The 22,605-nt window shown below is 65.8% G+C and carries 27 protein-coding genes; 16 read left to right on the top strand and 11 right to left on the bottom strand.

What is annotated here, in order from left to right:
• The first annotated feature begins 39 nt into the window (after window positions 1–39).
• Genes V0U35_RS02615 through arsB form a run of 3 tightly spaced genes read left to right on the top strand, consistent with a single transcriptional unit; the run spans window position 40 to window position 1,964 of the window.
• A complete protein-coding gene (locus V0U35_RS02615; RefSeq protein WP_330195096.1) occupies window positions 40–366 on the top strand; it encodes an ArsR/SmtB family transcription factor in 327 nt (108 codons plus the stop codon).
• On the top strand, window positions 363–851 hold the full coding sequence (locus V0U35_RS02610; RefSeq protein WP_330195095.1) for an arsenate reductase ArsC: 489 nt from the start codon (window positions 363–365) through the stop codon (window positions 849–851). The genes V0U35_RS02615 and V0U35_RS02610 overlap by 4 nt, the downstream gene beginning before the upstream one ends.
• A 36-nt stretch (window positions 852–887) precedes the next feature.
• Window positions 888–1,964, top strand: a complete 1,077-nt coding sequence (gene arsB, locus V0U35_RS02605; RefSeq protein ID WP_330195094.1) for an ACR3 family arsenite efflux transporter — start codon at window positions 888–890, stop codon at window positions 1,962–1,964.
• Window positions 1,965–1,978: 14 nt separating this feature from the next.
• Here the strand turns inward: arsB and V0U35_RS02600 are convergent, their stop codons facing one another.
• Window positions 1,979–2,656 (bottom strand): outer membrane protein assembly factor BamD, encoded by a 678-nt coding sequence (locus tag V0U35_RS02600; protein WP_330195093.1) that lies wholly within the window; start codon window positions 2,654–2,656, stop codon window positions 1,979–1,981.
• 38 nt (window positions 2,657–2,694) lie between these two features.
• On the bottom strand, window positions 2,695–3,375 hold the full coding sequence (locus tag V0U35_RS02595) for a hypothetical protein (protein ID WP_330195092.1): 681 nt from the start codon (window positions 3,373–3,375) through the stop codon (window positions 2,695–2,697).
• Between the two features lie 174 nt (window positions 3,376–3,549).
• On the opposite strand from V0U35_RS02595, the gene V0U35_RS02590 reads away from it, so the two are divergent.
• Both V0U35_RS02590 and V0U35_RS02585 read left to right on the top strand, forming a co-directional pair.
• Window positions 3,550–3,852, top strand: a complete 303-nt coding sequence (locus tag V0U35_RS02590; protein ID WP_330195091.1) for a hypothetical protein — start codon at window positions 3,550–3,552, stop codon at window positions 3,850–3,852.
• A 106-nt stretch (window positions 3,853–3,958) separates the two neighbouring features.
• Window positions 3,959–4,693, top strand: coding sequence for a hypothetical protein (locus tag V0U35_RS02585; protein WP_330195090.1), 735 nt, complete (start codon window positions 3,959–3,961; stop codon window positions 4,691–4,693).
• Window positions 4,694–4,697: 4 nt separating this feature from the next.
• Here the strand turns inward: V0U35_RS02585 and thpR are convergent, their stop codons facing one another.
• Entirely contained in the window at window positions 4,698–5,237 is a 540-nt protein-coding gene (thpR, locus tag V0U35_RS02580) for an RNA 2',3'-cyclic phosphodiesterase (RefSeq protein ID WP_330195089.1), read from the bottom strand.
• A 257-nt stretch (window positions 5,238–5,494) separates the two neighbouring features.
• Here thpR and V0U35_RS02575 point away from each other — a divergent pair, with 257 nt between their 5' ends.
• Window positions 5,495–6,244 (top strand): Bax inhibitor-1/YccA family protein, encoded by a 750-nt coding sequence (locus V0U35_RS02575; RefSeq protein WP_330195088.1) that lies wholly within the window; start codon window positions 5,495–5,497, stop codon window positions 6,242–6,244.
• 75 nt (window positions 6,245–6,319) lie between these two features.
• Here the strand turns inward: V0U35_RS02575 and V0U35_RS02570 are convergent, their stop codons facing one another.
• Window positions 6,320–6,610, bottom strand: coding sequence for a DUF2794 domain-containing protein (locus V0U35_RS02570; protein WP_373696360.1), 291 nt, complete (start codon window positions 6,608–6,610; stop codon window positions 6,320–6,322).
• 365 nt (window positions 6,611–6,975) lie between these two features.
• Here V0U35_RS02570 and V0U35_RS02565 point away from each other — a divergent pair, with 365 nt between their 5' ends.
• From V0U35_RS02565 to V0U35_RS02545, 5 genes are read left to right on the top strand one after another with little or no spacing between them, the layout of a single operon-like run.
• Window positions 6,976–7,713, top strand: coding sequence for an ABC transporter ATP-binding protein (locus V0U35_RS02565; RefSeq protein ID WP_330195086.1), 738 nt, complete (start codon window positions 6,976–6,978; stop codon window positions 7,711–7,713).
• Window positions 7,710–8,468 (top strand): ABC transporter permease, encoded by a 759-nt coding sequence (locus tag V0U35_RS02560; protein WP_330195085.1) that lies wholly within the window; start codon window positions 7,710–7,712, stop codon window positions 8,466–8,468. Before V0U35_RS02565 ends, V0U35_RS02560 begins: the two co-directional genes overlap by 4 nt.
• Window positions 8,465–10,312, top strand: a complete 1,848-nt coding sequence (locus V0U35_RS02555) for a GldG family protein (protein ID WP_330195084.1) — start codon at window positions 8,465–8,467, stop codon at window positions 10,310–10,312. Before V0U35_RS02560 ends, V0U35_RS02555 begins: the two co-directional genes overlap by 4 nt.
• Window positions 10,309–11,358, top strand: a complete 1,050-nt coding sequence (locus V0U35_RS02550; protein ID WP_330195083.1) for a DUF4340 domain-containing protein — start codon at window positions 10,309–10,311, stop codon at window positions 11,356–11,358. Before V0U35_RS02555 ends, V0U35_RS02550 begins: the two co-directional genes overlap by 4 nt.
• Window positions 11,355–11,729: a VOC family protein gene (locus V0U35_RS02545; protein ID WP_330195082.1), complete on the top strand. Its 375-nt coding sequence runs from the start codon at window positions 11,355–11,357 to the stop codon at window positions 11,727–11,729. The genes V0U35_RS02550 and V0U35_RS02545 overlap by 4 nt, the downstream gene beginning before the upstream one ends.
• On the opposite strand, the gene V0U35_RS02540 is transcribed toward V0U35_RS02545, so the two are convergent.
• Together V0U35_RS02540 and acnA are read right to left on the bottom strand one after the other, a co-directional pair.
• On the bottom strand, window positions 11,726–12,472 hold the full coding sequence (locus V0U35_RS02540) for a DUF1223 domain-containing protein (RefSeq protein ID WP_330195081.1): 747 nt from the start codon (window positions 12,470–12,472) through the stop codon (window positions 11,726–11,728). The two genes, V0U35_RS02545 and V0U35_RS02540, sit on opposite strands and share 4 nt — an antisense overlap.
• Before the next feature lie 79 nt (window positions 12,473–12,551).
• Window positions 12,552–15,233 carry an aconitate hydratase AcnA gene (gene acnA / locus V0U35_RS02535; protein WP_330195080.1) on the bottom strand — a complete coding sequence of 894 codons (2,682 nt, stop codon included), beginning with the start codon at window positions 15,231–15,233 and terminating at the stop codon, window positions 12,552–12,554.
• 171 nt (window positions 15,234–15,404) lie between these two features.
• Between acnA and ccmA the strand changes: the two genes are divergently transcribed.
• From ccmA to V0U35_RS02510, 5 genes are all read left to right on the top strand, one after another.
• Window positions 15,405–16,013 (top strand): heme ABC exporter ATP-binding protein CcmA, encoded by a 609-nt coding sequence (gene ccmA, locus V0U35_RS02530; protein ID WP_330195079.1) that lies wholly within the window; start codon window positions 15,405–15,407, stop codon window positions 16,011–16,013.
• Window positions 16,010–16,678: a heme exporter protein CcmB gene (locus V0U35_RS02525; protein ID WP_330195078.1), complete on the top strand. Its 669-nt coding sequence runs from the start codon at window positions 16,010–16,012 to the stop codon at window positions 16,676–16,678. The genes ccmA and V0U35_RS02525 overlap by 4 nt, the downstream gene beginning before the upstream one ends.
• A 73-nt stretch (window positions 16,679–16,751) precedes the next feature.
• Window positions 16,752–17,477 (top strand): heme ABC transporter permease, encoded by a 726-nt coding sequence (locus V0U35_RS02520; RefSeq protein ID WP_330195077.1) that lies wholly within the window; start codon window positions 16,752–16,754, stop codon window positions 17,475–17,477.
• The gene (gene ccmD / locus V0U35_RS02515; protein ID WP_330195076.1) at window positions 17,474–17,632 is read left to right on the top strand and encodes a heme exporter protein CcmD; all 159 of its coding nucleotides are present in this window, start codon (window positions 17,474–17,476) and stop codon (window positions 17,630–17,632) included. Before V0U35_RS02520 ends, ccmD begins: the two co-directional genes overlap by 4 nt.
• Window positions 17,629–18,141: a DsbE family thiol:disulfide interchange protein gene (locus V0U35_RS02510; RefSeq protein ID WP_330195075.1), complete on the top strand. Its 513-nt coding sequence runs from the start codon at window positions 17,629–17,631 to the stop codon at window positions 18,139–18,141. Before ccmD ends, V0U35_RS02510 begins: the two co-directional genes overlap by 4 nt.
• On the opposite strand, the gene V0U35_RS02505 is transcribed toward V0U35_RS02510, so the two are convergent.
• The 5 genes from V0U35_RS02505 to mtaB all read right to left on the bottom strand — a co-directional run bounded on the left by V0U35_RS02505 (window position 18,138) and on the right by mtaB (window position 22,557).
• A complete protein-coding gene (locus V0U35_RS02505; protein WP_330195074.1) occupies window positions 18,138–18,686 on the bottom strand; it encodes a MarR family winged helix-turn-helix transcriptional regulator in 549 nt (182 codons plus the stop codon). The two genes, V0U35_RS02510 and V0U35_RS02505, sit on opposite strands and share 4 nt — an antisense overlap.
• A gap of 99 nt (window positions 18,687–18,785) precedes the next feature.
• Entirely contained in the window at window positions 18,786–19,439 is a 654-nt protein-coding gene (locus V0U35_RS02500; protein ID WP_330195073.1) for an inner membrane-spanning protein YciB, read from the bottom strand.
• Between the two features lie 27 nt (window positions 19,440–19,466).
• On the bottom strand, window positions 19,467–20,312 hold the full coding sequence (locus tag V0U35_RS02495) for an EamA family transporter (protein WP_330195072.1): 846 nt from the start codon (window positions 20,310–20,312) through the stop codon (window positions 19,467–19,469).
• Window positions 20,309–21,247, bottom strand: coding sequence for a signal recognition particle-docking protein FtsY (ftsY, locus tag V0U35_RS02490; protein ID WP_330195071.1), 939 nt, complete (start codon window positions 21,245–21,247; stop codon window positions 20,309–20,311). The genes V0U35_RS02495 and ftsY overlap by 4 nt, the downstream gene beginning before the upstream one ends.
• Window positions 21,244–22,557: a tRNA (N(6)-L-threonylcarbamoyladenosine(37)-C(2))-methylthiotransferase MtaB gene (gene mtaB / locus V0U35_RS02485; protein WP_373696343.1), complete on the bottom strand. Its 1,314-nt coding sequence runs from the start codon at window positions 22,555–22,557 to the stop codon at window positions 21,244–21,246. Before mtaB ends, ftsY begins: the two co-directional genes overlap by 4 nt.
• Between the last annotated feature and the right edge of the window lie 48 nt (window positions 22,558–22,605).

Raw genomic sequence — 22,605 nt, 5'->3', positions numbered from 1 at the left:
GGGGCTTTCATAATTCGATATTTCACGTAATGTCGAATCATGGACGATCACGACGCGCTTGATGCCTTCTCCGCGCTGGGTCACGCGACCCGGCTCGCCATCTTCCGCACCCTGTCGCGCGAAGCGCCGAAAGCCTTGCCAGCCGGAGCCCTGGCCGAGGCCACCGGAACGCCACCATCGACCCTGACCAGCCATCTTCAACACCTGGAACGGGCTGGATTGATCCGTTCGACCCGGCGCTCCCGGCAAATTCTCTATTCACTCGATATTGCGGGCGCGCGCGATCTCGTCGACTTCCTGACCCGCGACTGCTGTGGCGGACGCCCGGACATTTGCGGGACAGTTCCGCGTCAGGCGACCGCATGACCCGGCCCTATGCCGTCCTGTTCCTCTGCACCGGCAATTCGGCGCGCTCCATCCTCGCCGAATCCCTCCTCAACCGCATGGCGGTCGACCGGTTTCATGCGCTTTCGGCCGGGTCCCAACCGGCCGGACAGGTCAATCCGTTCGCGCTTGCCCTGCTGAAACGCGAGGGACACGACACCACCGGGCTGCGCTCGAAAAGCTGGGACGAGATCGCGGCCGCTGGCGCGCCGCTCGATTTCGTCTTCACGGTTTGCGATTCCGCCGCGGCCGAGACCTGTCCCGTCTGGCCCGGTCAGCCCGTGAGCGCACACTGGGGCCTGCCCGACCCGGCTGCGGTCACCGGCAGCGACGCGCAAAAGGCCGCGGCTTTCGCCGACACGTACCGCCAGCTGCGCCAGCGGCTGGACGCCTTTACCAATCTGCCAATGGCCTCGCTCGACCGGCTGTCCCTGAAGTCCCGGCTCGATGCGATCGGCGAAGGCTGAGACCCGCCGCAATACGGCCCGCAAGAAGGAAACACCATGCCGGCAACGCCACCAGAAAGCCCCGCACCGGGCGGGATCGGCCTGTTCGAAAAATGGCTCACGATCTGGGTCGGGCTCGCCATTCTGGCCGGTATCGGTCTTGGCGCTCTGTTCCCTGCCGTCTTCGCCAGCCTTAGCCGTATCGAATACGCCTCAGTCAATCTGGTCGTCGCCATCCTGATCTGGGCGATGATCTTCCCGGTGATGGTCCAGGTGGACCTGTCCGGTCTGTCGCGGATCGGGCGGCAACCCAAGGGGTTGATCATCACGCTGGTTGTCAACTGGCTGATCAAGCCCTTCTCGATGGCCCTGTTGGCGGTCCTGTTCTTTGAAACCGTGTTTGCCCGCTTCATCGCACCTGATGACGCCGCCCAGTATATCGCCGGCCTCATTCTCCTGGGGGCCGCGCCCTGCACCGCCATGGTCTTCGTCTGGTCGCAGCTGACCCGGGGCGACCCGAACTACACGCTGGTCCAGGTCGCGGCCAATGACGTGATCATGATCGTCGCCTTCGCACCGCTGGTCGCCGTGCTCCTGGGCGTCACCAATATCGTGGTCCCGTGGGACACCCTGCTCATCTCGGCCCTGTTGTATGTCGTCGCCCCGCTGGCTGCAGGGACGCTGGTGCGCCGCATGTTGCTGCAAGGCGGGACGGTATCCGGTCACTCCCGGCTCGACCGCTTCAACGCGCGCATCAAACCGGTCGGAATGGCCGGCCTCCTCATCACCGTTGTCCTGCTCTTCGGTTTTCAGGGCAATGTCCTGCTGGAGCGTCCGCTCGTCATTGCCATGATCGCGGCCCCGCTCCTGATCCAGACCTATGGCATGTTCGTGCTGGCCTATGGCGCAGCCTGGCTGTGGCGGGTGCCGTTCAGCATCGCCGCGCCCTGTGCCCTGATCGGCACATCGAACTTCTTCGAACTCGCCGTGGCGGTCGCGATCAGCCTGTTTGGCATCAATTCAGGGGCGGCCTTGGCGACCGTCGTCGGCGTCCTCGTCGAGGTGCCGGTCATGTTGTCACTGGTCGCGCTCGCCAACCGGACCCGGAGCCTGTTTGACCGCAAAGAGACCTGATCCGTCTGGCCTCGCTAGTTGTCGCCGCGCGGGCGGCTGGTTCCCACGCTGGGCTGCAAGCCGAGATCTAACTCACGACGCTCGCGGACCGGCCGCATCAGGTCGGTACAGTCCGGGCCCGGCTCACCGCGCGGCAGGCTGCGCGGGAAGAAGTCGGCCGCCCGTTCCAGCGCCGCCGGATAGTCGGCCCGGGCGCGAATGTCCTGGAAGGTGGCTTCCGGCAGCCGGGACAAGCCGATGACGTCTTCGCGGGCATTCGCGCGGTAGACAGCTGCCCAATAGGCCGCGTCCGCAGTATTTCCCGCAGAATGATGCCGGATCGCCAGCTCGGCCTGGCTGGCCCCCCATCCGGTTCGCGCCGCCATTTCCAGCGCCTCGAACCCCTCAGCTGCGTAGTCCGCGTGCTGTTCGGCCGGAACCAGTGGATCGGTCGCAAGATTGAACGCCATCACGCCGGCCTGATGCCAGGCGACTTCAAACCCCGGCCCGACCTGCCCCGCACACTGAAAGGCCCGCAGGGCATCCATCCAGTTGCCATCATCGGCCAGACGCCGGCCCTGGGCATACAGCATCTCGCCGGGGGAGCCCGCACGGACACCCGGCCCGCGGCGATTGTCCCGGTCACCTGACGCGCACCCTGCTGCCAGCAGGCAGGCCATCACGAGAGACAGGGCGGTTGAGCGTGCAGGCATGACTTTCCTCCGGTCAGTTCAGGTCGATCAGGCCCCGGTCAATATCCGTAGCCCGGCTGTCCGGGTTGCTGGCGGCCGGCATCGGTATTGTCCTGCGGCGGGCGGCGGCGCGTACGGTTCGGATCGCCTTGCGAGAACCACGGCGCACAGCTCGGACTGGCCGAGCGCGAGACCAGTGGCGTCATGCGGAATTCCAGGGCGTCCTGGCGGGCTGCCTCCATGATCTCCTCGCCGATGATTTCCGAATATCGTTGACGCTCAGCGTCATTGAGACGGCGGATCCCCAGCGCGGTTTCGCGGTTGTTCGCGATGTAGTTCCACAACCAGAACCCCGCCATGTTCAACGAGTCGGGATCGCCCTTGGCCGCATAGTACTGGACCAGTTCGGCCTGGGAGGCCGGCCAGCCGGCCCGAGCGGCCAGCGTCAATTCCTCCACGGCGCGCGCTTCCAGGGAGGCCGCGTCCTCGGCCGGCAGTCCGGGCGATTGCGCCAACCCCATCGACGCGAGACCGGCATTGTGCTGGGCGACCTCATAGCCCGACCCCCGCGTGGCGATGCAGCTGAAGCCGACATGGGCGGTCGCGTAGTCTCCGGTATGAAGCGCATGCCCGGCCAGCTCATAACCGCTCATCCCGGCAATGGTACTGTCTCGGGTCGAGGCGCACGCCGACAAGGCGGTGGCCGCAAGCAGACAGGTGGCAATCGTGAAACGCGTCATGGGCTCCCCCCGGGGCACTGGATTTGTCCTGAGAGTGACACTAATGCGCGACGCGCACGAAATCATCACCCCGACTGTGCTGTCCTTCAGGGGTTGCAGCAGGCGCGCGGATTTGATTCATGGTCGCGCTGGAACCGCGCCCGGGCATCCACCGGCCAACGAGTGTTACCGATCATGTTCAAATGGAGTGCCCCGCTGTCATTCACGCCGCAAGCGGCCAGCCAGGTCCCAACCGGTGGCGGCGTGTTCTATCTGCTGGCGGACGAGAGCGAGAGCTCGGCGGTCTATATCGGCGCGGCGAAGAATCTGCGTGAGGAATTCGCCTACGAGCTGGAACAGCAGCGCACGGTTCAGCGTCCCAAGGCGCGCTTCTTCCGCTATGCCGAAACGCTCGCACCGCACGAACAGGCCACCCGCCTGATTGGGGCCCACAAGCGCAAATTCGGCCAACGTCCGGTTCTCAATAGCGGTTTTTGACGTTTTACACGGCCCTTACAGAAACGTCACACACCGCCCTATTTGCGCCGCGCTTGCCCTCCTGTATGAGGTCCACCCCGAATTCGCCCAGCACGGGATTCCGATCATGCGCCTGCAAAAGCCTTTCGACCGCCCGCTCGACATTGATCCCGCACCGGCCACCGCCCGTGCGAACCTGCTCCGGCACAGCGGCCTCGCCCTGATCGCCTCCGTCCTCGTGCTCGCGCCGCTGGTGCCTTACGCCTATGGCCAGACCGATCCCGGCTTTGACCGCCCGGGCCTGCTTGATGCCGCGCCGGAAGACAGCCGCGCCGCGCTGGAAGGCGCGGACCGCCATATCCTCGTCGTGCGCCATGCCCGCAAGGCCGACGAATCCTGCAACGCCATCGACTGTCCGCTGGGAGAGCCCGGCGAAGCCATGGTCTCCGGCTTGTCCGCGCTGATCGGTGAGCCGCCGGTCGACGCCGCGCTGGCCAGTGCGGCCTGCCGCACGGTCGAGACCGCTGAAGCCGGCGGAGCCTGGGTCACCATGCACCGGGCGGCCGACACCTATGCGCTGGCATGTGGTGGCGGCACGGTTGACCGCACCCGGACCGAAGCGATGACCGAAGCCCGCGACGGTCTGGCGCGCTGGACGCTGGTCGGAGAGCACTCCAACACGACCTGCCTGTGGGTCGCCGCCTTTGCCGGTGATGACGCCGCAGAAGGTGCGGGCTGTGTCGAGGGCGCACTGGGTCACGAAGACTATGGCGACGTGTTCTGGCTGCACCGGACGGCTGGCGAGTGGCAGGTTGTTGTCCTGCCCGGCGTGTTCGACGTCGAGACCGTCGAAGCCCAGTAATTTCCTATCCCAGCGGGTATTCCGCCTCGATCCTGTAGAGATTGGGTTCGTGACTGCGCGGCAGTGACGAATAGAGGTGAAACCGGTCGACCGTGAAGGCCGGCGTCTTGAACAGGGCGCAGCGGCGTTCAAACGCTTTCACCCGGTCAAGTTCGGTCTTGTTAAGATAGGCCATCGTCACATGCGGCATGTAGCGTCGGGATTCGGCCTTTAGCCCGGCTCGCCTCGCGGCGCGTTCACAGGCCTTGGCCAGCATGATGAGCGAGGGATGGGCTTCCACCCCCATCCACAGGGCGTGCGGAGATGCGCCGCCGAAACTGCCCGCGCCTTTCAGGGAAATCTCGAACGGCTTCGCCCGGACGCAGGCCAGTTCCCCGTCGAGGTCCTCGGCAACGTCCTCGCTGACCTCGCCGAAGAAGCGCAGCGTCAGGTGCAAATTCTCTCGCGGACGCCAGCGTGCGCCGGGCACGCCTTTCTGCAGGCCGATCAGCCGTTCGGCAATCACGTCCGGGATCGGCAGGGCGGCAAACAGGCGAAGCGACACGGTCTTGGATGTCCGGTTGTCTGATCGAAAAACAAGCAGGTGATAACCGGCGCGATCCAAGACCGGGGATGCGACCATTTCAAGGCCGCTGGCGAAAACAATGCGTGACCTCTCACAGAGAGGGATTCGCCGACTTCCCGTCTCCCCTTGCAAGCGGGCCCCAACGCGCCGATATTTGCCGCGACGAGCGGTGCGGGCGGCCATGGGGCCGAACCCGCCGTCTCGCATACCGAGTTGGAAAGAGAGACTTCGACACCATGAACGACTTCACTCACACCCAGGCCCGCGCCGGTTCGATGGACATGTCCGTCGATGCCGGACTGCGCGCCTTCATGCTGGGCGTCTACAACAAGCTGGCCCTCGGCCTGGTCGTTTCGGGGCTGCTCGCCATTGCCACGTCCCAGGTCGCACCGATCCGGGATCTGCTGTTCACCGTCCAGGCAACACCGCAAGGGATGATGGTCGGACTGACAATGCTGGGCATGATCGTCCAATTCTCGCCGATCGTGCTGCTCTTCGGTTCGATGTTCTTCATGCGCAATCCCAGTGCGTCGGGCGCGAGCCTGCTCTACTGGGCGGTTGTCGCAGCCATTGGCGCGTCGCTGGGTCTGGTCTTCCTGATCTACACCTCGACCAGCGTTGCCACGACCTTCTTCGTGACGGCGGCGGCTTTTGGCGGCCTGTCGCTCTTTGGCTACACCACGAAGCGCGACCTGTCGGCCATCGGCAGCTTCCTGGTCATGGGCGTGATCGGCCTGATCATCGCCATGGTCGTGAACATGTTCCTGCAAAGCAGCGCGCTGATGTACGCCATTTCGGCGGCCGGTGTGCTGATCTTCTCGGGCCTCATTGCCTGGGACACGCAGCGCCTGAAAGCGACCTATTACGCGCTCGGCGGAAACGAGGCGGGGATGGCTGTTGCCACCTCTTTTGGCGCGCTGTCGCTCTACATCAACTTTATCAACCTGTTCCAGTTCCTGCTGATGTTCCTCGGTCAGCGCGAATAGCGGAAGCAGGCTGACACCTGACACGAGAACGCCCCGGCACACCGCCGGGGCGTTTTTCGTTGAAAGGGGACCCTGTCAGCCGATGACAGAGAAGCGCTTGCGGTCGAAAAAGCGCAGCAGGGCGGACAGGTCATGGCCCCGTTTCAGGATGGCCCCGCCGGGCGCGAGGATGGACCATGCCCCTTGCCGGCGGGCATTGGCGGGCAATTTTTCGATCCGGTAGAGCGGGTATTCGCTGGTCCGGCGGTAGACCGAGAACACGGCCCGGTCGGACAATCCGTCAATCGCATAGTCCCGCCAGTCACCGCGCGCGACCATTCGTCCGTAGACGCGCAGGATGGCATCGAGTTCGCGGCGGTCGAACATGACGGGATGGGCCTGGCGCGACGCGCCCGCATTTCCCGTCACAGGCGAATTTCCATCTACATGGTCTCCCACGGCAAATCACGGTTCGGACCTATCTTACAAATATTTCACAGCGCGCCGCAAAGCCGCCTCATTTCCGTCCTTTCAGCGCCCCATCCCGCCGCGACCTTTCACGCGTCGGCCGGCGCGAAATTGCCGCAGGATCCAGGTTTCAGACAGCCCCCCCAGCCCCCCGGATTCTGCAGCACGCCCGGCCGGCACACTTCCTTCACCGTTGACGCGCCACCATGCTGGTCAAGTCCGGCGGACCACGCTAACGCTAGGGTACGCCGCGTCATTCCGCAGCTATGGAACGGGCATTCTCGATGTTGACCGTTGAAAAACTCGTCAAACGGTTCGGGCCGCGGGTCGCGGCCGACACGGTGAGTTTTTCCCTGCAGCCGGGCGAAGTGCTGGGCTTTCTCGGCCCCAACGGTGCCGGCAAATCGACCACGATGCGCATGATTGCCGGCCGGCTTGAACCGGATTCGGGACGCGTCCTCGTTGGCAAACATGATGTCGCCACCGAGCGCCGTGCCGCCCAGCGCCTGATCGGCTACCTGCCCGAGGGCGCGCCAGCCTACCCGTCCATGACACCGCGCAGCTTTGTTGAATTCTGCCTGCGCGCGCGGGGCTGGTCCGGTCGCGAGATGGCGCTGGCCTCTGCCGAAGCCCTGGACCGGGCGCGGCTGGGTGACGCCGCGGGTCAACGCATCGCCACCCTGTCGAAAGGCTACAAGCGCCGCGCGGCACTGGCCGCGGCCATCGCCCACGACCCGCTCCTGCTCATCCTTGATGAACCGACCGACGGGCTGGATCCCAACCAGAAGGATCAGGTCCGCGCCCTCATTCGTGACATGGCCGCCGACAAGGCAATTATCGTCTCCACCCACATCCTCGAAGAAGTCCCGGCGGTGTGCTCACGCACCATCGTCATCGACAAGGGCCGCATTCTCGCCGACGAAAGCCCCGAGGAAATGGCCGCCCGGACGCGCACTGGTCGTCTCGACGATGCCTTCCGCGCCCTGACCCAGACCGTGCCAGCCGAAGCGGATGCGGCATGACCGCGGGATCGTCCATCGCCGGTCTTCATGCCGTGTTCCGCCGTGAGCTCGGATCCTATTTCACGACGCCGCTGGCCTTCGTCTTCCTGGCCGCCTTCGCCTTCGCTGCTCCGGCCTTCGCTTTCAATGTCGGGCGCTTCTTCGATACCAACCGCGCAGACCTCGCCCCGCTCTTCGCCTATCTGCCCTGGCTGTTGATGATCCTGATGCCCGCGCTCGCCATGCGCGCCTGGGCCGAGGAGCGCGACCGGGGCACGATCGAGACCCTCCTCTCCCTGCCCGTCCCGGTCTGGGCCGCATCGCTCGGAAAATTCCTCGCCGCGTGGGTGGTCGCTGGTCTCGCGCTGGCCCTGACCTTCCCGATGTGGATCGCGGTCAATTATCTCGGTGCACCGGACAACATGGCCATCGCAGCGGGTTATCTCGGGGCCTTCCTGCTCGCCGGAGCCTATCTCGCCATCGGGCAGGCCCTGTCGGCGACAACCGGAAACCAGGTCGTCGCTTTCGTCCTCGGCGTACTCGCCGCCTTCCTCCTGACGATGGCAGGATCGCCCTTCGTGACGGGCGCGCTCTCCTCGGCGGTACCGGCCTGGCTGGTTGAAGCCATCGCGCATTTAAGCGCCCTTGAGCGCTTCTCGGCCTTCCAGAGCGGCGTGATCGGTGTGAAGGACCTCGTCTATTTCCTCAGCTTCATCGCAGGCGGCACGGCAGCCGCCGGCCTGTTGATCGGCGCAAGCCGGGCAGGCGGGCGATGAAGCGCGGCCCGCATCTCCTGGCCATGCTGGTGGCGGTTTTCGTGCTCGTCGCGGCGGGCAATCTCATCGCCGCGCGCGGATTTGGCGGAGCCCGGCTCGACCTGACCGAGCGTAGCCTTTACGAGCTGTCACCGGGCACGGTCCAGACCCTCCGCCGCCTCGACGAACCGGTGCGCTGGACATTCTACTATTCGCGCCGCCTGGCTGCTGACTATCCGGCGATCCGGGCCTATGGCGCGCGCGTGCGGGAAATGCTGCGCGGCTATGAGGCGGTATCGGGCGGGCGGATTATCTTCGAGGAAATTGACCCCGAGGCCTTTTCCGAACGCGAGGACGAAGCACTGGAGCTGGGACTGCAGCCCGCCCCGGTGGGCGAGGCCGACCGGCTCTTCTTCGGGCTTGTTGCCCGAGACATGATCGACGAGACCCATGTCATTCCCTATTTCGCACCCGAACGCGAAAGCCTGCTGGAATACGAGCTGACGCGCATCCTCGCCGATCTTGCCCGTGCCGACGAGCCGCGACTGGCGATCCTGACCAGCCTGCCCATCGAGACCGGACGCCCCGGCTCCCGCCCCAGCGCCGCCGTCGTCGAGCTGGAGAGCAATTACGCGGTCGACTGGGTGCAGCGCGCTTTCGTCGAGCTTCCCGAGGCCGACGCGCTTCTCATCGTCCATCCGCCGGACCTGTCCGACGACCAGCTTTATGCCATCGACCAGTTCGTCATGGGCGGCGGCCGCGTCATCGCCGCCATCGACCCGATGGCCCATCTGGCCCTGCGTGCCGGCCCGGACGGCCTGCCTCCGCCCAATGCCCGACGCAGTTCAGGGCTTGCCCCGCTACTGGCCATCTGGGGCGCGGCCTTCGACCCCGAACAGGTGGCGATGGATATCGACCTCGCCCTTCCCGTTCAGGTTACCGAGGACGGCCGCACCCGCGTGCGCGGCTATCCGCTGTGGTTCTCCACCGGTCCGCAGGAAATGTCGGACAATGATCTTGCCACGTCCGGCCTGACCCGCGGTGTCAATTTCGGCTCCCCGGGCTTTCTGGAGGCCGTGCCGGGGCGGAGTTCGCGCTTTGAGCCGCTGATCACAACGACGGCAAACGGCGCGCGATTGCCGACCGAGACCGCCGCCCGCAATCCGTCGCCGGACGAGATCACGGCCGACTATCCTGAACCGGGCGAAAGACTGACCCTGGCCGCGCGCCTGAGCGGGGCGCTGGCCACCGCCTATCCGGACGGGCCACCGGCCGGTAGTGAGATCGTTCACGATCCGGAGGCCCAGCTGACAGAGACCACCGCAGGGGATGTCGTCATCATTGCCGATGCTGACTGGCTCGATGATTCCTTCTTCCTGCGCAGCGACGCCGCGTTCGGCACATCGGTCGTGGCCGACAATCTCTCGCTGCTGGTCAACCTGATCGACATTGCGCTGGGGGATCCGGCGCTGGTCGGCTTGCGCTCCCGCGCCCCATCGGCGCGGCCCATGCTGCGCGTCGAACAGCTTCGGGCGGACGCGGAACGCCGCTTCGTCGAGGAACAGGCCAGTCTCCAGGACCAGATCGACACGGCCCAGGCCCGGATCGCCGAGCTTCAGAACCCGTCGATCACCGATGAGGCCTCCCTGACCATGGAACCGGTCGAGATCCGCGCCGAGATGCGGGCCCTGCGCAGTGACGTGCTGACCGCGCGCAACCGGCTGCGGGATGTCGAACGCGATTTCCGGTCCGACATCGACGATCTGGAGGCCAGCCTGCGTTTCTGGGCGCTCTGGTTCCCGCCGCTGGCCGTGCTCCTGACTGGCTTTGTCCTGGCCCTCTTGCGGCGGCGGGGGCGCGCATGAGCGGGGGAGCGGATCGTCAGCGCCTGATCGAGGCGGTTATTCTGGGCGGAGTAGCGGTGCTGGCCATGCTGATCGCCCTGACGCTCGTCCTGACGGCCTCATCGTCCGCACCCGGACTGGACCGGCGCGGCCCGGTCTTGCCTGATCTCGCCGGCACGACGTCTGAGGTCCGTACACTCGCGGTCGAGACACGGGCGGCGCGTTTTGAACTCGAACGCGATGGCGAGGGCTGGGCCCTGGCCGGTCGGGCCGGTTTTCCGGCCAATGCCGACCTGGCAGAGCGTATCCTGACCAGCCTCGCCGAGCTGGAATATGCCGGAGCCCGCACCGCCAGCCGGAACCAGCATGCCGCCCTCGGACTGGTGGCCCCGGACCAGGGTGGCGACGGCATTCGCATTACCGCTCATGACTATGATGGCCGCCTCGTGGCCGACCTGATCCTGGGGGCCGCACGTGGTGAAAGTGGCAGCTATCTGCGCCGTCCGGACGAGGACCAGACCTGGGCCGTTATTGGTCTGCCGCCGGTAGCGACGGAGGCCGACCGCTGGATGGAGCTCGATTTCCTGGCACTCGGCACGGACACGATTGCCCGTGTGCAGGTTCAGCCGGAATCCGGCCCCACCTACCGGCTTGAACGGCCAGGCCTCAGCGTGCGGAATTTCGCCCTGCGCTCTCCGCCGGGCTGGCGGCCCGTCACTGACGGAGCCGGCAACGGCACCGGCAGCGTCCTGTCGCGCGTCCGCTTCCGCGATGTCCGCCGCGCTGACTTCACCGATCCGCCCGTCGCCCGCCATACCGCCGAGACCTTCGGCGGGCTGCGGGTCGAGATCGCCGTCTATGCCGATGGCCAGTCGCGCTGGGCGACACTGCGCGCAGTGGCACTGTCAGACGACGCGCAGGCCGAAGCCCTTGCCCTGAACAACACGGCCGACAACTGGGCCTTTCTCCTGAGCGATCTCACGATAAGCCGGCTGATCCGGCCGCTTGACGACTTTGCCATCAGGCCCGCGCCTCCTGCGCCTCAGCCGGACGCGGAACCGCGATGAGACTCAACCAGCTCACCCTGACCGTCAGCGACATCGCCCGCTCGAAGGCATTCTACGAGCGCCTGGGCTTTCACCTGCTGGTCAATTCACCGCATTATTGCCGCTTCCTCGCACCTGATGGCGGGACAACCTTCTCGATCCATGCGGGTGAGGTGACCGATACGGGCGGTGCGGTCCTCTATCTGGAAACCGATAATGTCGACGCGGAAGCTGCGCGGCTCGCGGCACTGGGCATCGCCTTCGAGACTGAACCCACCGACCAGAGCTGGCTGTGGCGCGAGGCGGATTTCCGCGACCCGGACGGTCATCGCTGGAAACTCTACCATGCCGGGAAAAACCGGGTGGATCCGCCCTGGCGGGTGAAACCCTAATTACCCTGTGCGACCTCGATCGGGTCCGGCGAGAACTGCGCCGCCCCGAGAACCGGTCCGCCATCGGGAGCCTGGACGATCACCGCGGCACTGGTACCGCGCGGCAGCGACGCGCCAAAATAGGCGACACCGGATTCCCATTCGCCCAGATGGAGCAGGGCCTGGACCGGGTTATAGAGCCGCATCGTCAGGCCTTCATTCTGGCCGCCCTCGACATCGACCTCGTGCCAGCCAGGCCGAAAGACGGCGAGCCAGACATCCGCCCGGCCGTCGTCGGGCACAGCCCCCAGCACGCGGATGCGGTGATTGCCGTCGCCGAGGGCTTCACTCGTGACATCGACATGGGTCGACATAGCCATGCGCCGGCGTTCCAGCGCGGACCGGATCGCATCGGTCTGCGCCCCCGAGGCTTCTGCCGCACCGTCGATGACAAATTGCGGCGTGTAGATGCGCGGCACGTCCAGCGCGGCCTTGTAGACACGCTGGCGGTCTGTGAATTCTGGCCGGGCGAACGTGTCCTCCCAGCCGTAGATATCCCAGTAGGTGACTCCAAAACCGAGCGCGATGACATCCTCGCGCTGGTCCAGTTCACCGAGATACTGGTTGGCTGCCGGACAGAGCGGGCAGCCCTGGCTGGTGAACAATTCCACCACGACAGGCCGCGGGGGCGGGGCATCCGGCTCGATCGCCGGACCGGCAGCGGCCGCACCCCACATGATCAGCGATGTCAGCCAGCTCAGCATGACGGTTAGATAGGCACTCCCCCCGCGCGCGGCCAATCACTTGGCTGTGACGCGCGCGGCGGGCAGTGTGGCCGCGCGATCAGGCCGCGGCAAGATTGCGCAGGACGTAGTGCAGGATTCCGCCATTGCGGAAATACTCCAGCTCGTTCTCGGTATCGATCCGCGCCATCGCCTTCACCGTCTCGCTATGCCCGTCCGCGAAGGTGATCGTGACGTCCAGCATGTCACGCGGGGACAGAGAGGAAATCCCCGCCACCGAGACATGTTCGTCACCGGTCAGGCCCAGCGTCTCGCGTGTCACGCCATCCTCGAACTGCAACGGCAGAACGCCCATGCCGATGAGGTTGGAGCGGTGAATACGCTCGAAGCTTTCAGCGATCACGGCCTGCACGCCCAACAGACGCGTTCCCTTGGCCGCCCAGTCGCGTGACGAGCCGGTGCCGTATTCCTTGCCACCGATAACGACGAGCTGTGTGCCTTCTGCCTGATAGGCCATCGCCGCGTCATAGATCGGCTTGACGTCGGCAGAGGGGAATTTCTTGGTGAAACCGCCCTCAACGCCGTCGAGCATCTGGTTCTTGATGCGGATATTGGCGAACGTGCCGCGCATCATCACCTCGTGATTGCCCCGGCGCGAGCCGTAGGAGTTGAATTCGCGCGGCGGCACCTGGTGGCCCTGCAGATAGCTGCCCGCCGGGCTGTCGGCCTTGATCGCACCGGCCGGCGAGATGTGGTCGGTGGTGATGGAATCGCCAAAGAGGCCGAGAATGCGCGCGCCCTCGATATCGCGCGGCGCGTCCGGTGTCATCGACATGCCCTCGAAATAGGGCGGGTTCTGCACATAGGTCGAGGTCGAATCCCACGTATAGGTCAGCCCGCCTTCGACATTGATCGACGCCCAGATGTCGTCGCCCTTGAAGACGTCGGCATAGCGCTGGGCGAACATTTCCGGCGTTACGGCTTCGCGCACGGTTTCCGCGATTTCGGCGTTCGACGGCCAGATTTCCTTGAGGAAGACCGGCTCGTTCTCTTCGTCAAACCCGATCGGGTCGTTGAAGAGATCGACATTCATCGACCCGGCAAGGGCATAGGCGACCACGAGCGGCGGCGAGGCGAGATAGTTCGCTTTCACGTCCTGGCTGATCCGGCCTTCGAAATTCCGGTTCCCGGAGAGGACGGAGGTGGCAACGAGATCGCCTTCCTTGATCGCCTTCGAGATCGGTTCGGGCAGCGGCCCGGAATTGCCAATACAGGTCGTACAGCCATAGCCGACAAGGTTGAACCCGAGCGCGTCGAGATCGTCCTGCAGCCCCGCCTTGGCGAGATAATCTGTGACGACCTGCGAGCCCGGCGCGAGCGAGGTCTTCACCCAGGGCTTCACTTTCAGGCCGCGCTTGAGCGCATTGCGGGCGAGCAGGCCGGCACCCAGCATCACGTCCGGGTTGGACGTGTTGGTGCACGACGTGATCGCGGCGATCACCACATCCCCATGGCCGATGGAGTATTCGGTGCCCTCCACCTTCACCCGGCGATGGGCCTCGGCCATCTTGTCGAACTCGTTGGCGAGCGACATGGCGAACGCATCAGACGCCTCGGTCAGTGCCACCCGGTCCTGCGGGCGTTTCGGCCCGGCCAGAGACGGCACGACGTCGGCGAGATCAAGCTCCAGTACGTCGGTGAAGACCGGATCGCCGTTATAGTCCGGGCGATACATGCCCTGCGCCTTCGAATAGGCCTCGACCAGCTTCACGCGCTTCGGATCACGGCCCGTCGCGGTGAGATAGGCGAGCGTTTCGGCGTCCGTCGGGAAGAAGCCGCAGGTCGCGCCGTATTCCGGAGCCATGTTGGCAATCGTCGCCTCGTCGGCGAGCGAAAGATGATCGAGCCCGTCACCGAAGAATTCCACGAATTTGCCGACGACGCCACGCTTGCGCAGCATCTGCACGACCATCAGGACAAGGTCGGTCGCGGTCGCGCCCTCGGGCAGTTCGCCGGTCAGTTTGAAGCCGATCACTTCCGGGATCAGCATGGAGACGGGCTGGCCCAGCATCGCGGCCTCGGCCTCGATCCCGCCAACGCCCCAGCCGAGCACGGAAAGCCCGTTGACCATCGTGGTGTGGCTGTCAGTGCCGACGAGCGTATCGGGATAGGCGATGGTCTCGCCGTCCTCGTCCTTCGTCCAGACGGTCTGGGCGAGGTATTCGAGATTGACCTGGTGGCAGATGCCGGTGCCCGGCGGCACGACGCGGAAATTCTCGAACGCCTTCGCGCCCCATTTCAGGAATTTGTAGCGCTCGCCATTGCGCTCGTATTCGCGCTCGACATTGGTCTTGAACGCGCCCGGCGTGCCGAAGGCGTCGACCATGACCGAGTGGTCGATGACGAGGTCGACCGGCGCGAGCGGATTGATCTTCGTCGGATCACCGCCCAGTGACGCCATCGCATCGCGCATCGCGGCAAGGTCCACCACGGCCGGAACGCCGGTGAAGTCCTGCATCAGCACCCGGGCCGGGCGGTAGGCGATCTCGTGGTTGGAGGTCTTGTCCTGCAGCCAGGTGACCATCGCCTCGATATCGGCCTTGACCACCGTCTTGCCGTCCTCGTGGCGCAACAGGTTTTCCAGCAGGACTTTCAGCGAGGCCGGCAGGCGGGAGATCCCGGCAAGGCCATTCTTTTCGGCTTCCTTCAGGTCGAAATAGACATAAGAATCGCCGTCGACATCGAGCGTGCGGCGGCATTTGAAGCTGTCGAGAGAGGCCATGTTCGTCGGGTGTCCTTGTTCTTGCGGCCGGCACGGTACGGGGCGCGCGCCCGGACCGGTTCAGGCGGGGAGTTGTGAAGTTTCTAAACCCGCCCGTGCTGCACTGCAATGGAGGGGGCGGGCTTTGTCGTGCTTGACCCCATACGCCTCACAGGCGACACGCTTCTCTCCATGACCGAACCCGACTTTCCGCCCGCCTCCCTGAGGCTGGAGGCCGTGACCGCGACGCGCGGCGCAAAGACGCTGGTGCGCGATCTGTCGCTGGCGCTGGGTCCGGGCGAAGCCCTCTTGCTGACCGGAGCCAATGGCGCGGGCAAGACGACGCTGCTGCGGGTGATGGCGGGTCTCTACGCGCCTGACGCCGGGACGGTGACGATGAGCCCTGAACCGCACCGGGCCGCCGCCTGGCTCGGCCATGCCGACGGCATCAAGCCGGGCGAGACGCCGCGCGAAAGCCTCGCCTTTCATGCCGCCCTGACCGGTGCGAACAAAGCCACCACGAAAACCGCGTTGGCCGTGATGGGAATGGACGCGCTCGCCGACCGTCCGGCCCAGCGCCTGTCGCGCGGGCAGAAGCGCCGCGCCGCACTGGCCCGTGTGATCGCGTCACACCGCCCGGTCTGGCTGCTCGACGAACCCGCCGGGCCGCTCGATGGCGATGGCCGCGCGAGGCTAGCCGCCGCAGTCGCGGCACACCGTGCACGTGGCGGCATCGTCGTCGCCGCCACCCACCAGAGCCTCGACTGGCCGGACGCGCGCACGCTGGAGATCGGGGCATGAGCGCGCTGGGGGCCGTCTTTGCGCGCGAGGCACGGCTCGCATTCGCCGGGGGTGGCGGACCGGCCGGACCGGCGGCCTATTTCCTCGCCGCGCTGACCCTCGCTCCGCTGGCGCTTGGGCCCGCAGGTGCGACGCTCGCCGCCGCCGGGCCGGGCGTCATCGCCTTCGCGGCTTTGCTCGCCGTCCTCCAAGGGGCCGAGCGCCTGCATGGAGAGGACGTCGCTGACGGCACGCTCGACCTTCACGCCCTTTCCGGCCTCGCCCTTCCGCTCATCGCCTTTGCCCGCACAGCGGGCTGGGGGCTGGCGACGCTCTGGCCGCTCGTGCCCGTCGGCTTCATCGCCGGGGTCAGCTATGGCCTCTCCGTTCGGGCAGCGCTGATGCTGACCGGCGCGCTCGCCTGCGCCATTCCGGGTCTTGCCTTCATCGCCAGCTTCGCCGGGGCGCTCGCCGCCGGAGTGAAGCGGGCGGGCCTCTTGATCGCCCTCATCGCCGCACCGCTGATGATCCCGCTGCTCGTCTTTGCCGCCGCGGCGGGCCGCGAAGCCCATGCCGGGGACGAACGCGCGCTCGCCAACCTTCTCCTCACCGCCGCGGCGAGCCTCTTCGTCATGGCGCTCTCGCCCTTCGCCATCGCGGCAGCTTTGAAGACGAGACTGGAATGAGCCGGATGCGGCCAGCCCCTGCGACCCTGCGCCGCTTGCCCGCGCGGGCGCGGCCTAGTATCGGACGGGGCTGATGTTCAGCTATCTCGCCAACCCGGCGCGGTTTGACCGCTTTGCCCGCATCGCCATCCCGGTGACGGGATTTCTGGCGCTCGTCCTGATCCTGCCCGGCGCATGGTTCGCACTCTTCGCCTCGCCGCCCGACTACCAGCAGGGCGAGACGATCCGCATCATGTATGTCCATGTCCCCGCCGCGTGGCTGGGGCTGGCGCTCTATCTCGCCATGGGCGTGGCGAGCTTTGTCTATTTCGTCTGGCGTCACCCGGTTGCCGATGTCGCCGCCGCCTCCATCGCGCCCATCGGCGCGGTCTTCGCCGCGCTCTGCCTGGCCTCCGGCGCGCTCTGGGGCAAGCCGACCTGGGGCGCGTGGTGGGTCTGGGATGCGCGCCTGACCTCGATGCTGATCCAGCTTTTGCTCTTCCTGGGATACATGGCCCTGCGTGGGGCGCTCGAGGACGAGAAACAGGCCGCGAAATCGGCGGCCGTCCTCGCCATGGCGGGCCTGGTCAATCTGCCGATCGTGAAATTTTCGGTCGACTGGTGGGCGAGCCTGCACCAGGGCGCGAGTGTCATGCGGCTCGATGGACCGACCATCGACCCGAGCCAGCTTCTGCCGCTCCTCCTGATGGCGACAGGCTTTACCGCGCTCGCCGGCTGGCTGGTGCTCTACCGCATGCGCAGCGTCATCATCGACCGCCGCGCCCGTGCCCTGCAGGCCCAGCGGGAGGCACGGGCATGAGCGAATATCTCGCCATGGGCGGACACGCCGCCTTCATATGGCCAGCCTGGGGGCTGACCGCTTTGGGTGTCGCAGGCCTCATCGCCTTTGTACTGGCCGAGCGGCGCGCTGCGCGCAAACGCCTTGCCCGGGAAGAGACGGAAGCAGGTCGATGAACTGGCTGCGCCTCCTGCCCGCCGGGATCGTCGTCGCGCTGATCGCGGTCTTCGCGGTGCTGCTCCTGCGGGCCGAACCGCCGCCCGACGATCCGCTGGTGGGACAGCCGGTACCCGAATTCGACCTTGCTGTCCTCGATGGCCGCTCCGGATATGACAAGGACACGGCTGCCGGGCCCTATCTGTTGAATATCTGGGGGTCGTGGTGCCCGCCCTGCGTAGCGGAACACCCGGTCCTGATGGCGCTAGAGGCGGAAGGCATTCCGATCTACGGCATTGCCTGGCGGGATTCAGTCGCCAATGCCAATGCCTTCCTCGACCAGCGCGGCGACCCGTTCGCGGGCGTGCTGCGCGATCCGATGGGCGAAGCGGTCATCGCGCTAGGCGTCACCGGTGCACCGGAAACCTTCGTGGTGGGACGTGACGGGCTTATCCGTGCCCGCTGGGCGGGGCCGCTGACGGCGGAGGCGCTCGAACGGGTGATCTATCCGGCGCTGGACGCCGGTTAACCAGCCTTCGCAGCGGCTTTCTTGGCCGCCTTCTTGGCTTTCTTGCGCGCTTTTTTCAGCGCCTCTTTTTCTTTTTTCTTCGCGGCCTCGGCCTTGGCCTCGCCTTCCTCGATCGTCTTGGCGATCCGGCGCAGCGCCTTGACGAAACCGGCGCGCTTGCTCTTCGACAGGCTGTCGAGAATCGCTTCGTCGGCGGCGATGGCTCCGGCCAGCGCGGTAAAATAGCTGTTGCGGCCCTGATCGGTCAGGCGGATGGATTTCGCCCGTGCGTCACCCCGCACGGTTTCACGTGTCAGGAAGCCCTTGTCGGCCATGCGCGCGACCAGTTCAGCGAGGGTCGAGCGATCAATCCCGGTGGCCTTGACCAGATCGGACTGGGTCAGACCTTCTTCAGCCGCCGTGGCAGCGAGGACCGCGAACTGGCGTTGGGTCAGTTTCTCCCCGTCCGGCATGGCCCGGGAAAAGCGGTCGGCGGCGAATTGCTGGGCCCGGTGCAGGAGCTGCCCGGGCGAACGGGCGAGATCGAATTCGGCAGTCTTGGCCATCGGCCGTCTCCCTGACTGTCGTCGTGCATGCCGACCCTAGCGTCTGGTTATGCCGATTCGATGACACTTACCTCCGTCGGCGGAAGATTTTCCCAGCGCCTAGCCGGTCACGGTCGCCGTGTCGTCGTCCTTCTTCTGGTGTTTCAGGACGATGGGAATGTTGATCAGCGCGAAGATCACCGACAGCACCATGACAACGCCCTTGAACGTCACCCACAGGCCTTCAGTGAATTCCAGCCCGTCAAACCAGCGCGCGCTTTCCGCGACGGTAGAGTCGGTGATGTGCCGCCAGAGAAACTCGTTCAGCAGCGCCAGGAACTGGAAATAGAGCGCCCAGCGGATGGCGAGGATCGTCCAGATCGGACCGGGAAGATCGAAAATGCCGGAAAAGAACACCCGCCAGATATTCACGCCGAAGGCCAGGCCGATGAGGATCAGGAAGGACAGGAAGAGATTGACGATGGTCGGCTTCATGAAAATGAAGATCGGGTCCTGGAGATAAATCCCCATCCCGCCCATGAAGGTGACGATCACCGCCGAGAACAGCAGCATCATCGGCCAGCGTTTCTGGACCAGGCGCGCATAAACGAGTGCGGCCAGCATGGCGATGATGAAGATACCGGTCGCCCAGTAGATCGCGTCCGAACCGACGATCCGCCCGCCGATGAAGTAGACACCCATGAACAGCGCCACCGGCCCGACATCGGTAATCAGCTGACTGCCCTGGGCGGCGGTTGATTTTGTCTCGGTCATGGATTCGCGTCTCCGGTGCGTGGTGCCTCAGGCGAGTTGCAGCAATACAAGCCCGCCCGCAAGGCCAATGGCCAGAAGAAACCGCTTCAGCCCGAAGGATTCCTTCAGCACCAGCGCCGACAGGATCGCGCCGAAGACGAAGCTGGTCTCGCGGATCGCCGCCATCTGCGCGACCGGTGCGTTGGCATAGGCATAAAGGGCGAGCGTGTAAGTCCCGGCATTGAAGAGCGCGCTCATCGCGCCAAGGCGGAACATGGCCCTGGCTGACGCCAGATAGGCCTTCCCGCGCCGGACCAGCGCCGTTGTGGTTAGCGTGATGGAACTCAGAACAAAGAACCAGGCCGCATAGGTCACCGGATCACCCAGCAGGCGCACGCCTGCCGCGTCATTGACCGAATAGCCGGCGGTGACGGCCGCGCAGGCCAGCGCGAAACCGAGCGCCTTGGCCTTGGGCACCCCGCCCTTCTCCGGCCAGGCAAAGGCGACCAGCGCCGCGGTCGCGATGGCGAGGCCCAGAACGCCCAGCGGCGGCAGGGTCTCACGCAGGGCGAGGAAGGCCACGATGGCTGCAAGCGCCGGAGCCGCGCCGCGCATCACCGGATAGACGAGGTTCATCTCACCCCGGTCGAAAGCGGAAATCATCAGCATGTTGAACACCCAGACGAGGAAGGCTCCAAACAGCAGGAAGGGCCAGACCTCGGCGGGCGGTATCGGATTGAGGACGGCAACCGGCAGGAAGATGAGGGTCGACAGGCCGATCGAAACCGAGCGGAAGACGAGACGGTCACGCGCCTGCTTGGTGAAAAACGTCATCCCGGCGTGAAGGATCGCCGAGCCCAGCATGGCCAGCGCAGCAAGGCTCTCGCCGCTCACGCCTCTCCCACACCGGCGAGCGCGCGGGCAAAGGCGTCCGCGTCGAAGGGCTGGAGGTCGTCGATACCCTCACCGACGCCAATGGCGTGGATGGGCAATTTGAACCGGTCGGCGACCTGGACCAGTGCGCCGCCTTTCGCGGTACCATCAAGCTTGGTCATGATGACCCCCGTCACCCCGCCAGCTTCGAGGAAGGCCTCGGCCTGCGACACGGCATTGGCCCCGACCGTGCCGTCCAGCACCAGGATGGCGTGATGGGGTGCATCGGGGTCAACCTTGCCGATGACGCGGATGATCTTGCGAAGCTCGTCCATCAGCGCGGTCTTGGTCTGCAGCCGCCCCGCCGTATCGACGAGAACCACGTCAAAACCTTCACGGCGCGCGCGGTCCACGGCGTCAAAGGCAAGGCCCGCCGCGTCCGCGCCGATGGGGCGTTTTTCCACCGGCGCTCCAGCGCGCTCGCCCCAGACCGAGACCTGTTCGACGGCGGCCGCGCGGAAGGTGTCACCGGCGACCAGCAGGACTTTCTTGCCCGAGCGGGTCAGGGCGGCGGCAATCTTGCCCAGCGTCGTGGTCTTGCCCGACCCGTTCACACCGACAAAGAGCACGATTTCCGGCTTCGCCGCCCCGCCGAGATCGAGCGGTTTTTCGAGCGGTTTCAGGGTTTCCGACAGCGTCGTGGCGAGGCTCGTGCGGATTTCCTCGTCGGTGACTTCCTTGTCGAAACGGTCGCGGGCGAGCCGCGCCGTCGCGCGCGCCGCCGCCGGTGCGCCCAGGTCCGCCGCGATCAGGATTTCCTCAAGTTCCTCCAGCGCCTCATCATCCAGCTTGCGCTTGGTGAAGACCGCCGAGACGCTCGAGGTCAGCTTCTCCGAGGAACGCCGCAGACCCGACGTCAGGCGGGAGAAGAAGCCGCGCTTTTCGCCCTCGCTCATGCCGCGATCTCCCCGTGGAGCGCCTCGCCGTTATGGCCGGTGATGCGCAGGTCAAGAATTGCGCCGGGCCGAGCCGGGACAGTGTCGTCAAACTTGATAAGGGCGAAATTCGGGGCGCGCGCCGTTCCCGGACGTTCAACCAGTCCGGGCTGAACACTGCCGGTCATGGCGTTCAGATGCCGCGACAACGCCTCTTCGCCCTTGGCGCGCAGGCGCGCGGCGCGTTCCTTGGCCACCGCCCGCCCGGTCTGCGGCATGCGCGCAGCGGGCGTTCCCGGTCGTGCCGAGAACGGGAAGACATGGAGGTAGGCAAGATCGCACTCGTCGACGAGTTTCAGCGAGTTTTCGAACATCGCCTCGGTCTCGGTGGGGAAGCCGGTGATGAGGTCCGCCCCGAAAGCGATATCGGGCCGCGCCGCGCGCAAATCCGCGCACAGGCGAATGGCGTCGTCACGAAGATGGCGGCGCTTCATGCGTTTCAGGATCATGTCATCGCCCGCCTGCAGTGACAGGTGCAGGTGCGGGGCGATCCGCGCCTCGCCAGTGACACAGTCGAACAGTTCCGGGTCGATCTCGATCGCGTCGATGGAGGACAGCCGCAGGCGCGGCAGGTCCGGTGCCGCCTTGAGGATGGCACCAACCAGACGGCCGAGTTTCGGCGCGCCGGGCAGGTCCGCGCCCCAGGAGGTGAGGTCGACGCCGGTCAGTACGATTTCCTGGAAACCATTCCCGGCCAGCGTCTTGACCTGCTCGACCACCTCCCCCGCCGGCACCGAGCGCGAATTCCCGCGGCCATAGGGGATGATGCAGAAGGTGCAGCGGTGATCGCAGCCGGTCTGGACCTGGACATAGGCGCGCGCCCGGCCATCGAGTCCATCGACGAGATGACCCGCGGTCTCGCGCACGCTCATGATGTCATTGACCAGCGGCTTCGCCTCGCCGCCGAGCAGGGTTGCCGGGTCGAAGGTTTCCGCCTTCATCTTCTCGGCATTGCCGACCACGCGGGTGACTTCCGGCATCGCCGCGAAGCTCTCCGGATCGATCTGGGCGGCGCAGCCAGTGACAATGACCGGCACGCCAGGGCGCTCGCGATGGGCGCGGCGGATGGTCTGGCGGGCCTGACGCACCGCCTCGTTCGTGACGGCGCAAGTGTTGACGATGATCGCCGCGTCCAGCCCTGCCGCATCGGCATGGCCGCGCATGACCTCGCTCTCCCAGGAATTCAGGCGGCAGCCCAGCGTACGGATGTCGAGGCCGCTGTCAGCGTCGCCGGAGGTATCCGGGGCGAGGGTTTTCACGGGCGCGGGCATGGAGCCGGGATAAGTGGCTGTGAAGTGTGCCAAGGTCAAGCAGAGCGG

Origin of the sequence: Hyphobacterium marinum (assembly GCF_036330325.1) — a bacterium.
GTDB classification, from domain to species: Bacteria; Pseudomonadota; Alphaproteobacteria; order Caulobacterales; family Maricaulaceae; genus Hyphobacterium; species Hyphobacterium marinum.
The sequence above is the reverse complement of the archived record's forward strand: the minus strand, read 5'-3'. Positions and strand labels throughout refer to the sequence as shown.

Bases quoted from the DNA above. Each gene is read 5' to 3' on its own strand.
- V0U35_RS02615 (WP_330195096.1), top strand. From the start codon at position 40: ATGGACGATCACGACGCGCTTGATGCCTTCTCCGCGCTGGGTCACGCG.
- V0U35_RS02610 (WP_330195095.1), top strand. From the start codon at position 363: ATGACCCGGCCCTATGCCGTCCTGTTCCTCTGCACCGGCAATTCGGCG.
- arsB (WP_330195094.1), top strand. From the start codon at position 888: ATGCCGGCAACGCCACCAGAAAGCCCCGCACCGGGCGGGATCGGCCTG.
- V0U35_RS02600 (WP_330195093.1), bottom strand. From the start codon at position 2,656: ATGCCTGCACGCTCAACCGCCCTGTCTCTCGTGATGGCCTGCCTGCTG.
- V0U35_RS02595 (WP_330195092.1), bottom strand. From the start codon at position 3,375: ATGACGCGTTTCACGATTGCCACCTGTCTGCTTGCGGCCACCGCCTTG.
- V0U35_RS02590 (WP_330195091.1), top strand. From the start codon at position 3,550: ATGTTCAAATGGAGTGCCCCGCTGTCATTCACGCCGCAAGCGGCCAGC.
- V0U35_RS02585 (WP_330195090.1), top strand. From the start codon at position 3,959: ATGCGCCTGCAAAAGCCTTTCGACCGCCCGCTCGACATTGATCCCGCA.
- V0U35_RS02575 (WP_330195088.1), top strand. From the start codon at position 5,495: ATGAACGACTTCACTCACACCCAGGCCCGCGCCGGTTCGATGGACATG.
- V0U35_RS02570 (WP_373696360.1), bottom strand. From the start codon at position 6,610: ATGTTCGACCGCCGCGAACTCGATGCCATCCTGCGCGTCTACGGACGA.
- V0U35_RS02565 (WP_330195086.1), top strand. From the start codon at position 6,976: ATGTTGACCGTTGAAAAACTCGTCAAACGGTTCGGGCCGCGGGTCGCG.
- V0U35_RS02560 (WP_330195085.1), top strand. From the start codon at position 7,710: ATGACCGCGGGATCGTCCATCGCCGGTCTTCATGCCGTGTTCCGCCGT.
- V0U35_RS02555 (WP_330195084.1), top strand. From the start codon at position 8,465: ATGAAGCGCGGCCCGCATCTCCTGGCCATGCTGGTGGCGGTTTTCGTG.
- V0U35_RS02550 (WP_330195083.1), top strand. From the start codon at position 10,309: ATGAGCGGGGGAGCGGATCGTCAGCGCCTGATCGAGGCGGTTATTCTG.
- V0U35_RS02545 (WP_330195082.1), top strand. From the start codon at position 11,355: ATGAGACTCAACCAGCTCACCCTGACCGTCAGCGACATCGCCCGCTCG.
- V0U35_RS02540 (WP_330195081.1), bottom strand. From the start codon at position 12,472: ATGCTGAGCTGGCTGACATCGCTGATCATGTGGGGTGCGGCCGCTGCC.
- acnA (WP_330195080.1), bottom strand. From the start codon at position 15,233: ATGGCCTCTCTCGACAGCTTCAAATGCCGCCGCACGCTCGATGTCGAC.
- ccmA (WP_330195079.1), top strand. From the start codon at position 15,405: ATGACCGAACCCGACTTTCCGCCCGCCTCCCTGAGGCTGGAGGCCGTG.
- V0U35_RS02525 (WP_330195078.1), top strand. From the start codon at position 16,010: ATGAGCGCGCTGGGGGCCGTCTTTGCGCGCGAGGCACGGCTCGCATTC.
- V0U35_RS02520 (WP_330195077.1), top strand. From the start codon at position 16,752: ATGTTCAGCTATCTCGCCAACCCGGCGCGGTTTGACCGCTTTGCCCGC.
- ccmD (WP_330195076.1), top strand. From the start codon at position 17,474: ATGAGCGAATATCTCGCCATGGGCGGACACGCCGCCTTCATATGGCCA.
- V0U35_RS02510 (WP_330195075.1), top strand. From the start codon at position 17,629: ATGAACTGGCTGCGCCTCCTGCCCGCCGGGATCGTCGTCGCGCTGATC.
- V0U35_RS02505 (WP_330195074.1), bottom strand. From the start codon at position 18,686: ATGGCCAAGACTGCCGAATTCGATCTCGCCCGTTCGCCCGGGCAGCTC.
- V0U35_RS02500 (WP_330195073.1), bottom strand. From the start codon at position 19,439: ATGACCGAGACAAAATCAACCGCCGCCCAGGGCAGTCAGCTGATTACC.
- ftsY (WP_330195071.1), bottom strand. From the start codon at position 21,247: ATGAGCGAGGGCGAAAAGCGCGGCTTCTTCTCCCGCCTGACGTCGGGT.
- mtaB (WP_373696343.1), bottom strand. From the start codon at position 22,557: ATGCCCGCGCCCGTGAAAACCCTCGCCCCGGATACCTCCGGCGACGCT.